Below are 15,000 nucleotides of genomic sequence, written 5' to 3'. Positions count from 1 at the left end.
TGCGAGGACGAACCATGAACCGTGACGCCGTGATGTCGATTGCCGCCGAAATCGAGATGATGAAGCCCGATTTTACCACTCTGAGCGACAGTATCTGGGATTTTGCCGAACTTAAGTTCGAGGAGCGGCAATCCGCCGGAGTTCTGGCAAAGGCGCTTGAAGAAAACGGCTTTGCGGTCCGACGCGGCGTGGCAGGCATGGAGACGGCCTTCATCGGTGAATTCGGCAGCGGCAAGCCGGTCATTGCCTTCCTCGGTGAATTCGACGCGCTGGCCGGCATGAGCCAGGTGGCCGATGTGGCGCAGGTGCAGCCGCGTGAAGCGGGTGCTACGGGCCACGGCTGCGGCCACAACCTGCTCGGCGTCGGGTCGCTGATGGCGGCCATTGCACTGACGCGGCATCTGAAGGCCAATAATCTGCCCGGCACCGTGCGTTATTACGGTTGCCCCGGTGAGGAGGGCGGTTCCGGCAAGACCTTCATGGTGCGCGCCGGCCTGTTTGATGATGTCGATGCGGCACTGACCTGGCATCCGGCTCCCTTCAATGGCGTGCGTTCCACCAACAATCTCGCCGTGCTGGAATATTTCTACCGTTTCAAAGGCGTGGCTTCCCACGCCTCCAACGCTGCCCATCTCGGCCGTTCGGCGCTGGACGCCGTGGAACTGATGAATGTCGGCGTCAATTTTCTGCGCGAACACATGCCGCAGGATTGCCGGGTGCATTATGCGATTACCGATACCGGCGGCAAGGCGGCCAATGTCGTGCAAGCGAAGGCGGAAGTGCTTTACCTGATCCGCGCACCGGAAATGCGCCAGGCGCTCGATCTCGCGGCGCGGGTGGACAAGGTCGCGCGTGGTGCTGCCATGATGACCGAAACCGAAGTGGAGATCGTCTTCGATACCGCCTCCACCAATCTCCTGCCCAACATCACGCTGGAAACGGCGATGCATGAAAACATGGTGACGCTTGGCCCCATCGCCTTCGATGAGGCCGATATCGAATTCGCCAAACGCATTCAGGACACTTTCACCGAAGAGGCGATCAAAAGCAGCATCCGGCTTTACCAGATAAAGGGCGATGTCTTTTCCAACAGAAAGGTCGACGGATCGATGCCCCTGCATCTCGGTCTGCGAGATTTCGAGGGCGAGTCGCATTTCCGGGCGGGTTCCACAGATGTCGGCGACGTCAGTTGGATCACGCCGACGGCACAATGCTGGACGCCCGCCTGGGCGATCGGCACCAATCCGCATACATGGCAGGTGGTGGCGCAGGGCAAGAGCCCTGCCGCCCATAAGGCCATGGCGCATGCAGCCAAGACGCTCGCATCGACGGGTCTTGCGCTGATGACCTCGCCTGATTTGCTTGCCAGTGCTAAAAAAGAGTGGCGGGAAAAAACGGAAGGCAGCGACTATGTCTGCCCAATTCCGGCCGACGTGATGCCCGGTTCGCACCCGTAACGCGCCCCGCCAGCTTTCTCGCCCGTCCCCGACTGCCTCCCAAGACACTTTGCTGAAGGCTGCCCGATGACCTGCGGGTAAGTCTTCAGCTTTCGCGTGAGCCGTTTCCGCTTCCGCCAAAGCGGGAGCGCGCCGGCACGTCCTCCCATAATTTCCGTTCATCACCGCCTTGTGTGCCGCTTCGCTGACGGGCTGCGAAGAAAGCATTGACGTTCAGACCAAAAATGGAATAAATATACCGAACAACAGAAAATCGGTTTCATTATTCCGTTTTCTGACTGTGAGGAGGTAGCGGCGGGCTTTTGGGCTCGTTTCCGGCTGGGAGAGGTGGCGCCGGACACCACGGAGGAGAAAAGAATGAAGAAGCTTATCATCAGTGCGGCCATGTCTGTGCTTTTGGGCACGGCGGCACATGCCGAGACCGTCGGTGTTTCGATGGCCCTGTTCGACGACAACTTCCTGACCGTGCTGCGCAACGGCATGCAGGATTATGCCAAGGAACAGAAAGGCGTCACCCTGCAGGTCGAGGATGCGCAGAACGACGTTGCCAAGCAGCAGAGCCAGATCCAGAACTTCATCGCCTCCAAGGTGGATGCGATCATCGTCAACCCGGTTGACACGGATGCGACGGCAGCCATGTCGAAGCTTGCCGCCGACGCGAAAATCCCGCTGGTTTACGTTAACCGTCAGCCGGTGAACGTGGACAGCCTGCCGGATGGCCAGGCTTTCGTGGCATCGGAAGAAACCGTTGCCGGCACGCTGGAAACCAAGGAAGTTTGCCGCCTTCTCGGTGGCAAGGGCAAGGCCGTGGTCATGATGGGCGAATTGTCCAATCAGGGCGCGCGCATGCGCACGCAGGCCGTTCACGATGTTCTGAAGACCGATGAATGCAAGGGCATTTCCGTGGTTGAAGAACAGACGGCAAACTGGCAGCGCACGCAGGGTGCCGACCTCGTCACCAACTGGCTGTCCAGCGGTATCGAGTTCAACGCCGTCATCGCCAACAACGATGAAATGGCGATCGGCGCCATCCAGGCCCTGAAGGCCGCAGGCAAGGACATGAAGGAATATGTCGTTGCCGGTGTGGATGCCACCCAGGATGCGCTTGCCGCCATGCAGGCGGGCGATCTCGATGTGACGGTGTTCCAGGATGCCGCAGGCCAGGGCAAGGGCGCTCTCGACGCGGCGCTGAAGCTCGTCAAGGGCGACAAGGTGGAGAAGAAGGTTTACATTCCCTTCCAGCTCGTCACACCGGAAAACGTCAAGGACTACGTGGCCAAGAACTGACGAAACCCATTCCGGCATTTGTAACCGTTTAAATCAGTCTCGGAAGCAAATGCCGGATATGGACGGCTGCCGGAGCGCCAGGCTCCGGAACGGGAAAAGCTATAGAATTTCATTGAATTCAAAGTGTTACAGCGCCTTTGTGTCGTGAGCGATACGGCGCTGTAAGCCTCCCCGGAAGACGGCCGCCGTTGGGCAGAGCCATTTTTCCGGTTATTTTTGTCTATTGTGGAGGGTGAGATGGTCGTCAGTCCATCGACAATGGCCGCCGTGCGCGCCAGCGGCGCCGTGCCGAATGCAGAATTTCTTCTCGCGGCAGATGGCATACGCAAGGAGTTTCCCGGCGTCGTCGCGCTGGATGATGTTTCGTTCCATCTCAAGCGCGGCACCGTGCATGCGCTGATGGGCGAGAACGGCGCCGGCAAATCGACGCTGATGAAGATTCTTGCCGGTATCTATCAGCCGGATGTCGGCGAAATTCGCCTGAAAGGTGCAGCGATACGTCTCGATTCACCGCTCGACGCGCTCGAGAACGGTATTGCGATGATCCATCAGGAACTCAACCTGATGGCCTATATGACGGTGGCGGAAAACATCTGGATACGCCGCGAGCCAAAAAACCGGCTCGGCTTCATCGATCACGGTGAAATGTATCGCCGCACCGAGGCGCTGCTGGAAAGGCTCGGCATCGATCTCGATCCGGAAACGCGCGTCGGCGAGCTTTCGGTGGCGAGCCGTCAGATGGTTGAGATCGCCAAGGCGGTGTCTTACGATTCCGATGTTCTGATCATGGACGAGCCGACATCGGCGCTGACGGAGCGTGAGGTCGAGCATCTTTTCCGCATCATCCGGGATCTCAGGGAACGCGGTATCGGCATCGTCTACATCACCCACAAGATGAACGAGCTGTTTGAAATCGCTGACGAGTTTTCCGTCTTCCGCGACGGCAAATATATCGGAACACATGCGTCTACGGATGTGACGCGTGACGACATCATCCGCATGATGGTGGGCCGCGAAATCACGCAGATGTTTCCGAAGGAAGAGGTTCCGATTGGCGACGTGGTGTTGTCGGTCAACAATCTGACGCTTGAGGGCGTGTTCCGTGACGTTTCATTCGAGGTGCGCGCCGGTGAAATTCTCGGCGTGGCGGGCCTCGTCGGCTCGGGTCGCTCCAATGTCGCCGAAACGGTGTTTGGCGTAACGCCCGCATCCTCGGGCACGGTTGCAATCGACGGCAAGGCGGTTTCCATCGCCAGCCCGACAGAGGCCATCCGTCATCGCCTGGCGTTTTTGACGGAGGACCGCAAGGATACCGGATGTCTGCTGATCCTCAACATTCTGGAGAACATGCAGATCGCGGTCCTGCAGGACAAATATGTCGCCAATGGCTTCGTGCAGGAAAACGCGCTTTCGGATGCCTGCGAGGAGATGTGCCGCAAGCTGAGGGTCAAGACGCCGCATCTATACGAGCGTATTGAGAATCTGTCGGGCGGTAACCAGCAGAAGGTGCTGATCGGCCGCTGGATGCTGACAAAACCGCGCATTCTCATTCTGGATGAACCGACGCGCGGCATCGATGTCGGGGCGAAGGCTGAGATTCACAAGCTGGTTGGCGAGATGGCGCGTCAGGGCGTCGCCGTCATCATGATTTCCTCCGAAATGCCGGAGGTTCTGGGAATGAGTGACCGCATCATGGTCATGCATGAAGGTCGGGTGACGGGCTTCCTTGATAGAAGTGAAGCCACACAGGTGAAAGTGATGGATCTCGCATCGCGGTGAGGCGCGCCGGGATTTCTCGAGGAGGAACACGTAATGAATACGAACGCCGCCGCCAACGCAGAGTTGGATGCAAAATCCGGACGCAAGCCGCACAGGCGCATTCCGCCGGAAGCCAATATATTTTTCATCCTGATCGGCATCGCGCTGGTTTATGAGATGCTGGGCTGGATTTTCATCGGCCAGAGCTTTCTGATGAACCAGCAGCGCCTCACGATCATGATCCTGCAGGTGTCGGTGATCGGCATCATCGCGGTCGGCGTCACGCAGGTCATCATCACCGGCGGCATCGATCTGTCTTCCGGTTCGGTCGTCGGCCTAACGGCGATGTTGTCCGCAAGTGTGGCGCAATCCTCGACATGGCCGCGCGCCCTCTATCCGGGCCTTACCGATCTGCCGTTCTTCATACCGCTGGCAGTCGGCATATTGGCCGGGGCTTTAGCCGGCTTCATTAACGGGCAGCTTATCGCCCGCACCAAAATTCCGCCTTTCATCGCAACGCTCGGCATGATGGTGACGGCGCGCGGCCTTTCCAAATGGTACACGAAGGGTCAGCCGATCTCGGGGCTCACCGATGGTTTCAACTTCATCGGCACGGGCATCTGGCCGGTCGTGGTGTTCCTCGTCGTCGCCGTCATCTTCCATGTGGCGTTGCGCTATACGCGTTACGGCAAGTTCACCTATGCCATCGGCGCCAACCAGCAGGCGGCGCGTGTTTCCGGTATCAACATCGAGGCGCATCTTATCAAGGTCTATGCCATTGCCGGCATGCTGGCGGGTCTTGCCGGTGTGGTCACCGCTGCCCGCGCGCAGACGGCGCAGGCCGGCATGGGCGTGATGTATGAACTCGACGCCATCGCCGCAGCCGTTATCGGTGGCACCTCGCTGGCTGGCGGTGCCGGCCGCATCACGGGAACCGTGATCGGCACCATCATCCTCGGCGTCATGACGTCCGGTTTCACATTCCTCAGGGTTGACGCCTATTATCAGGAGATCGTCAAAGGCCTCATCATCGTGGCTGCTGTTGTCGCCGACGTTTACCGCCAGAAGAAACGCGCAAAGCGTTAAACACTCCTCCTCCCGGACTTGGGGCAAGCTTTCAAGCTTGCCCCTTTTTTATGCCCCGGCGATAGGGATCCGGCTTGCATCTGAGGGCGAGGGTTTCAGGCCTTGCTGTTGCGATACTCGTGAACGGCCTTGCCGAAAGCCTCGAACAAAGCGCGTGACGGCGCGTCCGTCTCGGCCCAATATTCCGGATGCCATTGCACGCCGACGGCGAAACCCTTGGCGTCAATGACGGAGACGGCCTCGATGGTGCCGTCCGCCGCCGTGGCCTCCACCTGCAGGCGTGGTGCAGTTTCAGCGATCGCCTGCCGGTGCAGCGAATTGATCTGGATTTCGCCTGACATGCCGAGATGCTGCGCAATGCAGGAGCCTTCGCGCACATGCACCGGCTGACGGATGGCGAAGGCCACGTCGCGGTCGTCATGTTCGGGCTTGCGGTGGTCCCAGATGCCGGGCTGTTCCTGAATTTCGGAAGCAAGCGTGCCACCCAGCGCCACGTTCAGCTCCTGGATGCCGCGGCAGATGGCAAGCATCGGAATGCCGCGTTCCAGCGCGCGGCGGATCAGCGGCAGGCTGGTGGCGTCACGGGCTGGATCGAAGGGGCCGTCGCTTTCCCGTGCCTCTTTTCCGTAGAGGGAAGGGTGTACATTGGTGGCCGAGCCGGAGACGAGCAGGCCGTCGACCCGGTCAAGAATGGCGTCCACCTCATTGCCTTCCTCAAAGGCCGGAACGATGAAGGACATGACGCCCGCCACCTTCAGCGCGGCGGAAAGATACTGGTTCTGCGCGGCGTGCCAGTCGGCTCCGGTGAAATGCCGGATGTCGGCGGGAACGGCGATAATCGGTTTTGGCATGGTGGCTCCGGGGCGAATCTCCAAAAATTTGTGCGACTGCCGGCGGGGCAAGTCAAGCACGCCTTTTGCGTTCTGTCGGCAATATATGCGCCTAAAGTATAAGGCTGCATTGTGATATTTCAGTTGCAAATAAAATACGGAGGAGACGGCCGGAAAATTCCTCAAAAGGCCGGTTTCCGCGCGATTAATTCTTGGAGCGGGTGCTTGTCAGCCGGGCGGTAACCGTGCTTACTTTGCTGCGATGCCTGAACAGCAAAGAGGGGAATTCAAAGCTGCGGGCAGCGTTCATATCTGGGAGGATATAGATGGATCGCCGTTCCTTTATGAAAAAAGGTGCGCTGGCGGGAGCTGCTACGGCAGCCTTGGCCGCGCCCGCCATTGCACAGCAGAATACCAAGATCAACTGGCGCCTGACGTCGTCGTTTCCGAAATCGCTGGACACGATCTATGGGGGCGCCGAAGATATCGCCAAGCACGTTGCGGCCGCTACCGATGGCAATTTCACCATTCAGCCCTTTGCAGCCGGCGAAATCGTGCCCGGCCTGCAGGCGGCTGACGCCGTATCATCGGGCACTGTGGAAATGTGCCACACCTGCTCCTATTATTATGTCGGCAAAGACCCGACCTTCGCCATCGGCACGGCGATACCCTTCGGCCTCAATGCCCGCCTGACCAATTCCTGGTTTTATGAGGGCAATGGCAACAAGCTGCTCAACGAGTTCTATGCCAAGCACAATCTCTACGGCATGATTTCGGGTAATACCGGCGCGCAGATGGGTGGCTGGTTCCGTAAGGAAATCAACACGGTCGACGATTTCAAGGGCGTGAAGATGCGCATTGCCGGTCTGGCCGGCAAGGTGGTGGAAAAGCTCGGCGTCGTGCCGCAGCAGATCGCTGGCGGTGACATCTATCCCGCGCTGGAAAAAGGCACCATCGATGCCGCCGAATGGGTTGGCCCCTATGACGATCACAAGCTCGGTTTCCAGAAGGTGGCGAAGTATTATTACTATCCCGCCTTCTGGGAGGGTGGCCCCGTCATCCATTCCTTCGTCAATCTGGACAAGTGGAACAGCCTGCCGAAGAACTATCAGACGGCACTGCAGGATGCATGCGCTTTCGCCAATACCAGCATGATGGCGAAATACGACGCCAAGAACCCGATTGCCATCAAGCAGCTGGTTTCTGAAGGTGCCGTATTGCGGCCGTTCAGCCAGGAAATCCTCGAAGCCTGCTACAAGGCGGCGCTGGAAGTCTATGCCAATATCTCGGCCACCAACCCGGACTTCAAAAAGATCTACGAGGATCAGGTTGCCTTCAAGCGCGAGGGGTATCTCTGGATGCAGCTGGCGGAATACACTTTCGACACTTTCATGATGATCCAGCAGCGCAACGGCAAGCTCTGATTATTCGGTGACGGCGGACCGAGCAAAGACCCCGGGGATTTCGGTCTCCGGGGTTTTTGTTGTGCGTTCAAGCCTTCACGCGCCCGACAAGAAAGGGTGATTTACGATCTGATTGTTGGGCGCAAAAGCAGCAGGCTCCGAGACCAGCCGGAGTGTCGGCGAGGATTGGCCACGCCGACCTCGGCAAAGGCCTTGCTCTCAACTGTGGAGGTGATGCGATGTGGAAACCGCTGAGCATTACGCTTTGGTTTAGGAAGAACCGGACGGGCTGGTCTGTCTCCGTCCGGTTCAATTTTCTAAGCAGATAAGCAAACGGAAGGCAGGGGTGCAACCCTGTCTTCCACTCCGCAATCATAAGCGTTTCGCCAGATACTTACAAGACGCTGTTACGGCCCGATCTTCGGCGGTTCACCAAGATTCGGCATGCCCGGCAATCCACCCGGCTGCCCGAAATTGGGCATGGTGTTGCCACCCTGATTGCCGAAGGCCGGCACTTCGATCTTGATGGAATTCAGATCGACCTCGGGTGCCTTATCCAGCCAGTAGGTGACGGATTCCGGCCAGAAGATCACGATGGCGACGAGGATGAGCTGCATGCCGAGCCAGGGAATCGCGCCCATGTAGATATCCGATGTCTTGACCGTGCGCGGCGCGATGGAGCGCAGGTAGAACAGCGCAAATCCGAAGGGCGGATGCATGAAGCTCGTTTGCATGTTGATGCAGATCAGAACGCCGAACCAGATCAGGTCGATACCGAGCGACTGGGCGATCGGTGCCAGCATCGGAATGACGATAAAGGCGATTTCAAAGAAATCGAGGAAGAAGGCGAGGAAGAAGATGAAGATGTTGACGAAGATCAGGAAGCCGATGGGGCCGCCCGGAATGCCCGACAACATGTGTTCGATCCACAGCGAACCGTCCATGCCCTGAAAGACCAGGGAAAAGCAGGTGGCGCCGACCAGAATGAACACCACCATGGAGGTGATGTGCATGGTGGAATGCATGCCCTGCTTGACGAGATCCCATGTAAGGCGTCGGTGCGCGGCGGCAAGCGCCATAGCGCCGACGACGCCGAGCGCGCCGGCTTCTGTCGGGGTGGCGAGGCCGAGGAATATGGTGCCGAGCACGAGGAAGATCAGAACGATAGAAGGGATCATGCCCGCCAGCACGCGGAACACCAGCGCGCGGTTGAGTTCTCCCCGTGCTTCCGGCGGCAAAGCCGGCAAATCCTTCGGCCGCACGATCGACATTAGCAGGATGAAGAGCATGAAGATGGCGACCTGCATGATCGAGGGCCCGATTGCGCCGAGATACATGTCGCCCACGGATTTGCCGAGCTGGTCGGCGAGAACGATCAGGACGAGGGACGGCGGAATGACCTGCGTGATCGTTCCCGACGCGGCGATGACACCGGTGGCAAGCCGCGGATTATAACCGTATTTCAGCATGATCGGCAGGGAGATGACGCCCATGGTGATGACGGAGGCTGCAACCGTGCCGGTGATTGCGCCGAGGATCGCGCCAACGATGATGACGGCATAGGCAAGACCGCCCGGAATGGCGCCAAACAGCTTACCGGTTCCTTCAAGCAGATCTTCGGCAAGCCCGCATCGCTCCAGAATTGCGCCCATGAAGGTGAAGAAGGGAATGGCGAGCAGAAGGTCGTTGGAGACGATGCCGAAAATGCGCAGCGGCAAGGCCTGAAGAAAGGCCGGCGAAAAATGCTCGGTGAAGATGCCGATGACGCCGAAAACCAGACCGACGGTGGCAAGCGAGAAAGCAACCGGAAATCCGTAAAGCATGAAGATGATCATGCCGAGGAACATCAGTGGCGGAAGAATACCATATTCAAACATGGGAAATATCCTGAAGGTTCAGATCGGCGCGATCATTGCAGGGGTTTTTCGTACTTCGTATCCAGCGCATAAAGCCCGTTGAGGGCGCCTATGCGCTTGATAAGTTCTGAAAATCCCTGAAGAACCAGAAGGGCGAAACCGGCAAAGATGATGAGTTTCACCGGCCAGCGAATGAGACCGCCGGCATTGGAGGACATTTCATTCTGATACCAGGAAAGCGTGAACATCGGCCAGGAAAGCCAGGCCAGATAAAAGCAGCCGGGCAGCAGGAAAAGCGTTATTCCGATAAGGTCAACCCAGATGCGGCTGCGCGAGGAAATCGCGCCATAGATAATGTCCACCCGCACATGTTCGTTCATGCGCAGCGTGTAAGACGCACCGATCAGAACGATAAAGGCGAACATGTACCACTGGATTTCCAACCAGCCGTTTGAGCTGTAGTTGAAAGCATAACGAACCATGGCATTGCCGGCACTGACGAGGCAGCAGATAAGCACCAGATAACCGGCGACCTTGCCCAGAGCTTTGCTCGCAAGGTCTATGAGCGCACTTATTTTCAAAAGCGATTTCATGACTTTCCCCTCTTCCCTTATTGGGCCCTTTTCGGGTTTATGGCGGAGAGCAAAGCCGGGCGTGCATTGCTGCGGTCGCGCCTCCACGCGTATCCGCTGATTCAGGTCCCGGCGTTCCTCCCCACAGAATCCCGTGTATGGGCAGGCTGTTCGAAAAGCAACCGAAACCACTCTCAAACAGGCCGGACGACGGCCCTTTTCAACCGTTTGCGAAAGAATGTTGCCCGGCCGCACGCTTTGCCCGGCGCGCCTTTGTCCTAACATCGCGCAGATGCTGTTTCATTCCGAATGCATTGCACTTTTCGGCGACTTCATGTTACCTCTGGCTCCGGAGAATCCGGCACGAGCCCATGATCGTCCGCGGAGCAAATTGTTCTGCGCAGCGGCAGTGACGGATGGAGCAAAAGGGGAAGCGGAATGAGCGAACACCATACGGGTCCGGTCGAAGTTGGCGCCGAGATGAATTACGCCGAGCACGAAAAGACCTACAACGCTTTTCTGGCCATGACGAAATATGGCACCATGCTGGTATGTGTACTGATGCTGGCCATGGTCGCCGGTTTCTTCACCTCTGCAGGTTTCCTTGGCGGCCTGATTGTCTTCCTCGCCCTTTCGGTTGCAGGATTTTTTCTGCTGCGCTGAGCGATCCTGCGGCAACGGGGCGATGCCGGCCAATGCCAAAAGGTAAAGCCATGAACCGCCTGTTATCCTGTCTGTTCCTGCTGGCGGTGATTTCACATCCCGCCTGGTCTCGTGATTTATTGCCGTCCGAGCAGGACAGGCTCAAGACGCAGATCGAGCGGTTCAGCGCGGCGCTGAACAAGCAGGATTTCGAGGCCGTCTCCAGGACGGTACCGCCGAAAATCTTCGAGTTCATTGCAAGCGACGCGGGTATTACAGTGGAGCAATTGCGCAGCGCCCTGACGGCGCAGATGCAGATGGCGCTGGCGGCGTCAAGATAACCGAGTTCACCATGGACACGCGGGCGATAAGTGTCGGGCAAACGCCTGATGGAACGCCCTATGCGCTTGTTCCGACAAAAACCGTGATGGAAACCGGGGGCCAGACAATCGAGGCGAAATCCCACACGCTGGCGCTGATCGATGGTACGGACTGGTATTTGCTGCGTGTCAGCGACCAGCAACAGGTGGCGACCCTGCGAAAGGTCTATCCGGCCTTTGCCGACGTGGAATTTCCGGAAGATTCCATGCAGCCGGTGAAATAAGCCAAACGTTTCGAACCGGAAACACGATGGCCGGCATCAACCGGCCTGCCGCATATTCAGGAAAAACGCCCCGGCCGGAACGGATCGACCGAGATCGAGGTCTCTTCCCCGGTTGCGAGCTGTGTCACGAGGCGGGCGGTGGCTGCCGATTGTGTCAGTCCCAGATGGCCGTGACCGAAAGCATAGATGACGGAGGGCGTGGCGCGCGCCGTACCTATGACGGGAAGACAGTCCGGCATTGACGGGCGGAACCCCATCCATTGCCGACCGCCTTCCACCTTGAGGCCCGGCAGAAAACGTCCCGCCTTTTTCAGCATGGCGTCGGATCGTTTGAAATTGGGCTTCAATTCCAGACCGCCAAGTTCGACAGAGCCGCCGATGCGGATGCCGGAGGATAGCGGGGTTACGGTGAAACCGTGGTCGTTGAAGTAAAGTTGCCGTATAACGTTGAAGGCGCCAGCGGGCAGGGTGGTGTTATAGCCGCGCTCCGTTTCCAGGGGCACAATATTGCCAAGCGCCGCGGCCAGTTTCTTCGACCATGCACCGCAGGCGATCACCACCCTGTCGGCATCGATCTTGTCGCCGTTTTCCAGCGTTACGATCGTGCTTTCGCCGACGGCGTCGATGCGTTCGGCTTCGCCCTTGCGCAGGCTCGCCCCCCGGGCAATCACCAGGTCGAAAATGGCACGGGTGAAAGCATAGGGATCGGAGACCTGCAGGCCGTCCGGCGAAAACATGGCATGACGGAACTGCGGTGCAAGACCCGGTTGCAGCGTCTCGATCTCGTCACGGCCGACACGCTGAAAGGAGAATCCGGCCTGCTCCTTTTCACTCCACTCCTTGCGGGCGGCATTAAAGCTCGTTTCGCTGTCGTAAAGATCGAGCGCGCCGGTTTTCGAGACGAAGGACGAGAGCTCGGGCATGGCGGTGACATGGGCCATTTCCGTCGCCGCCAGCCGGTTGATGTCACCAAGCGCCTTCAGCCCGTGGCGGAAGTTGCGCTCGGCGCTGGCGCGCCAGAAACGCCACAGCCAGGGCGCAATCTTTGCTGCATAAGCGGGCGGCACGCTGAGTGGGCCAAGCGGGTCGAAAAGCCAGCGCGGCGCCTTTTTCATGATGCCGGGAGCGGGAATGGGAATGATTTCGGGAAAGGCCAGGATGCCGGCGTTGCCAGCGCTCGCACCCCGGGCAACTTCGCCGCGCTCCAGAAGAACGACATCGCGCCCGGCATTTTGCAGGTAAAGCGCCGCCATGGAACCGATAATGCCGCTGCCGATTACCAGCACGTCGCATTTCAGGGTTTTGGTCATCGGCGCTCCTGCAACACAAATCTTTCAGGCCCGCCATAACAATGAATGCCGTTCCGATGAAAGGCCGCATTGCGCCGCGGCCGCAGAAATATCAGCAGTGTGGCAAATAAGCGGTTCCCATCTCGAGATAATGCGGTGAAAAATGGCGCAGCCTTCAAGTATTTTTGCCTGCCAATCCTGTCGCCATGCAAGTAGTTATGGATCATCATTAATGGCTATTTAACGGTGTCCGGCTAGTTTCACCCGCAGGCGGACCGACCCTTTTTGTCTTTTCTGTTCGAGAGGTGAAGGAGGTCCGTATATTGGTCATCGCTGGGGGTTTAAAGGCATGTCTCACTTTTCCAAATTTGGTCTGGATGCATCTGCGGTGCTTGACGCCTTGAGCCGCTCCCAAGCCATCATCGAATTTGATCTTACCGGCAAGATTTTGAAGGCGAACGATAATTTCTGCAATGCGATCGGCTATCAGCAATCTGAAATCGTCGGGCGTTCCCACAGCATGTTCCTGTCTCCCGACGATGCGGCCTCCCCGGAATACAAGGTTTTCTGGGCGAAGCTTTCGCGCGGTGAATATGATCAGGGCCAGTACCGGCGGCGGGCGAAAAACGGCGACGAAATCTGGATCGAGGCCTCCTACAATCCGGTTTTTCGTTTCGGCAAACCTTACAAGGTCGTCAAGATCGCGACCGACATTACTGTAATCAAGCGCAAGAGCGCCGAGGATGACGGCAAGCTGGCTGCGCTTTCCCGGGCGCAGGCCATGATTGAATTTACGCCCGACGGAAAAATCCTTGGTGCCAATGAAAATTTCCTTGGCGCGCTGGGTTACACGGCGGAAGAAATTATCGGTAAACATCATTCGATGTTCTGCGAGCCGGCCTATGCACAGTCTCAGGACTATCGCAGCTTCTGGGATGAGCTTCGCACGGGCAGCTTTTCATCCGGACAGTTTATGCGGCTTGGCAAGGATGGCAAACGCGTCTTCATTCAGGCGTCCTACAATCCGATCCTCGATGACCGGGGCCGTGTCTTCAAGGTCGTGAAATTCGCTTTCGACGTGACCGACCGCATGCATGCGGTTGAAGAGCTTGGTGCTGCCCTCGAGCGGCTTTCACAATGCAATATCCGTGTCACGCTGGACAAACCATTCGTGGGCGAATTCGAAAGGCTGCGTCGCGACTTCAATAAGTCCATCGCGGAATTCCAGAAGACGCTGGAGAATGTTCTTGGTCAGACGGATGACCTGACCAAGAGCAGCCAGGAAGTCAGTGAAGCCTCCGTCAATCTCGCCGAACGCTCGCGCGAGCAGGCGGTGGCGCTGGAAGAAACCTCGGCGGCGCTTGAACAGATTACAGCCACCGTTCGCTCATCGACCGAAAATACCAGGGAGACGCGCAAGCTCGTTCAGAGCGCAAGGACATCGACGGCGGCATCGACCGAAGTGGTTGAGCGAACCGTCAATGCCATGCAGCGTATCGAGACGGCATCGCGCGAAATCAGCCAGATCATCGGTGTTATCGACGAGATTGCCTTCCAGACCAACCTTCTGGCGTTGAATGCCGGCGTGGAAGCCGCGCGTGCGGGGGAAGCCGGCAAGGGCTTTGCCGTCGTGGCGCAGGAAGTGCGCGAACTTGCGCAACGCTCCGCCAACGCTGCGAAGGAAATCAAGGCGCTTATCAACAATTCCGGCACCGAGGTTCTTGAAGGTGTGAGGTTGGTGGGTGAGACCGGTGAAGCGCTGAAGCAGATCGACGCGCTGGTGAGGCACATAGACGGCAATGTCGACATGATCGCGAAGGCGGCCGATGAGCAGGCAATCGGCATAGGCGAAATCAATCGGGCGGTTAACCGGCTTGACCAGATGACGCAGGAGAACGCTTCCATGAGTGCCCGTACCACCGTGATAAGCACCACGCTGGCGCAGGGCGCCGATGTGCTCGCACAACTCGTCAGCCTGTTCAAACTGAACCGCCGCACGGTTCAGCGTGAAGATGGATCGTCCATGCCGTCGGATTTTTCGAATGCCAGCCGGCGCGATCAGCCGGCGAGGCGAGCGGCTGCGTAAAGGGCGGGCTTACGTCCCTCGGATAGTGGGAGAGGTAGTCAAACCTCTCCCCCATCATTCTTCGGCCTCGATCCGTGATGACGCCGGATGTCTGCTGAAAGTCCAGGCGGCGCAGCAAGCGCTTTGGCCC

Annotated in this window: 11 protein-coding genes and 1 pseudogene; 8 read left to right on the top strand and 4 right to left on the bottom strand. The window is 58.2% G+C overall.

Annotated elements, in window-relative coordinates; all coding sequences use genetic code 11:
- Positions 1 to 14 precede the first annotated feature (14 nt).
- The 4 genes from AGR13A_RS16335 (at position 15) to AGR13A_RS16315 (ending at position 5,588) form a co-directional block, all read left to right on the top strand.
- The gene (locus AGR13A_RS16335) at positions 15 to 1,457 is read left to right on the top strand and encodes a M20 family metallopeptidase (protein WP_080837563.1); all 1,443 of its coding nucleotides are present in this window, start codon (positions 15 to 17) and stop codon (positions 1,455 to 1,457) included.
- A 357-nt stretch (positions 1,458 to 1,814) separates the two neighbouring features.
- On the top strand, positions 1,815 to 2,744 hold the full coding sequence (locus AGR13A_RS16325; protein ID WP_035221030.1) for a sugar ABC transporter substrate-binding protein: 930 nt from the start codon (positions 1,815 to 1,817) through the stop codon (positions 2,742 to 2,744).
- 237 nt (positions 2,745 to 2,981) lie between these two features.
- Positions 2,982 to 4,523 carry a sugar ABC transporter ATP-binding protein gene (locus tag AGR13A_RS16320; protein ID WP_080837560.1) on the top strand — a complete coding sequence of 514 codons (1,542 nt, stop codon included), beginning with the start codon at positions 2,982 to 2,984 and terminating at the stop codon, positions 4,521 to 4,523.
- Positions 4,524 to 4,556: 33 nt separating this feature from the next.
- Entirely contained in the window at positions 4,557 to 5,588 is a 1,032-nt protein-coding gene (locus AGR13A_RS16315; protein WP_080837557.1) for an ABC transporter permease, read from the top strand.
- Between the two features lie 95 nt (positions 5,589 to 5,683).
- On the opposite strand, the gene AGR13A_RS16310 is transcribed toward AGR13A_RS16315, so the two are convergent.
- Positions 5,684 to 6,439, bottom strand: a complete 756-nt coding sequence (locus AGR13A_RS16310) for a gamma-glutamyl-gamma-aminobutyrate hydrolase family protein (protein ID WP_035221024.1) — start codon at positions 6,437 to 6,439, stop codon at positions 5,684 to 5,686.
- Between the two features lie 305 nt (positions 6,440 to 6,744).
- Between AGR13A_RS16310 and AGR13A_RS16305 the strand changes: the two genes are divergently transcribed.
- Positions 6,745 to 7,842 carry a TRAP transporter substrate-binding protein gene (locus tag AGR13A_RS16305; RefSeq protein ID WP_035221021.1) on the top strand — a complete coding sequence of 366 codons (1,098 nt, stop codon included), beginning with the start codon at positions 6,745 to 6,747 and terminating at the stop codon, positions 7,840 to 7,842.
- Between the two features lie 386 nt (positions 7,843 to 8,228).
- On the opposite strand, the gene AGR13A_RS16300 is transcribed toward AGR13A_RS16305, so the two are convergent.
- Together AGR13A_RS16300 and AGR13A_RS16295 are read right to left on the bottom strand one after the other, a co-directional pair.
- A complete protein-coding gene (locus AGR13A_RS16300; protein WP_080837554.1) occupies positions 8,229 to 9,698 on the bottom strand; it encodes a TRAP transporter large permease in 1,470 nt (489 codons plus the stop codon).
- 32 nt (positions 9,699 to 9,730) lie between these two features.
- The gene (locus AGR13A_RS16295) at positions 9,731 to 10,270 is read right to left on the bottom strand and encodes a TRAP transporter small permease subunit (RefSeq protein WP_080837550.1); all 540 of its coding nucleotides are present in this window, start codon (positions 10,268 to 10,270) and stop codon (positions 9,731 to 9,733) included.
- Between the two features lie 417 nt (positions 10,271 to 10,687).
- Here AGR13A_RS16295 and AGR13A_RS16285 point away from each other — a divergent pair, with 417 nt between their 5' ends.
- The gene (locus AGR13A_RS16285) at positions 10,688 to 10,912 is read left to right on the top strand and encodes an aa3-type cytochrome c oxidase subunit IV (RefSeq protein WP_035221013.1); all 225 of its coding nucleotides are present in this window, start codon (positions 10,688 to 10,690) and stop codon (positions 10,910 to 10,912) included.
- Positions 10,913 to 10,962: 50 nt separating this feature from the next.
- Positions 10,963 to 11,495 (top strand): annotated as a pseudogene (locus tag AGR13A_RS16280) (hypothetical protein).
- A gap of 56 nt (positions 11,496 to 11,551) precedes the next feature.
- On the opposite strand, the gene AGR13A_RS16275 reads toward AGR13A_RS16280, so the two are convergent.
- On the bottom strand, positions 11,552 to 12,805 hold the full coding sequence (locus AGR13A_RS16275) for an NAD(P)/FAD-dependent oxidoreductase (protein WP_080837546.1): 1,254 nt from the start codon (positions 12,803 to 12,805) through the stop codon (positions 11,552 to 11,554).
- 328 nt (positions 12,806 to 13,133) lie between these two features.
- Here AGR13A_RS16275 and AGR13A_RS16270 point away from each other — a divergent pair, with 328 nt between their 5' ends.
- A complete protein-coding gene (locus AGR13A_RS16270) occupies positions 13,134 to 14,870 on the top strand; it encodes a methyl-accepting chemotaxis protein (RefSeq protein WP_080837543.1) in 1,737 nt (578 codons plus the stop codon).
- Positions 14,871 to 15,000: the final 130 nt, after the last annotated feature.

It is taken from the genome of Agrobacterium genomosp. 13 str. CFBP 6927, from assembly GCA_900012615.1.
Taxonomy (GTDB): domain Bacteria; phylum Pseudomonadota; class Alphaproteobacteria; order Rhizobiales; family Rhizobiaceae; genus Agrobacterium.
The sequence above is the reverse complement of the archived record's forward strand: the minus strand, read 5'-3'. Positions and strand labels throughout refer to the sequence as shown.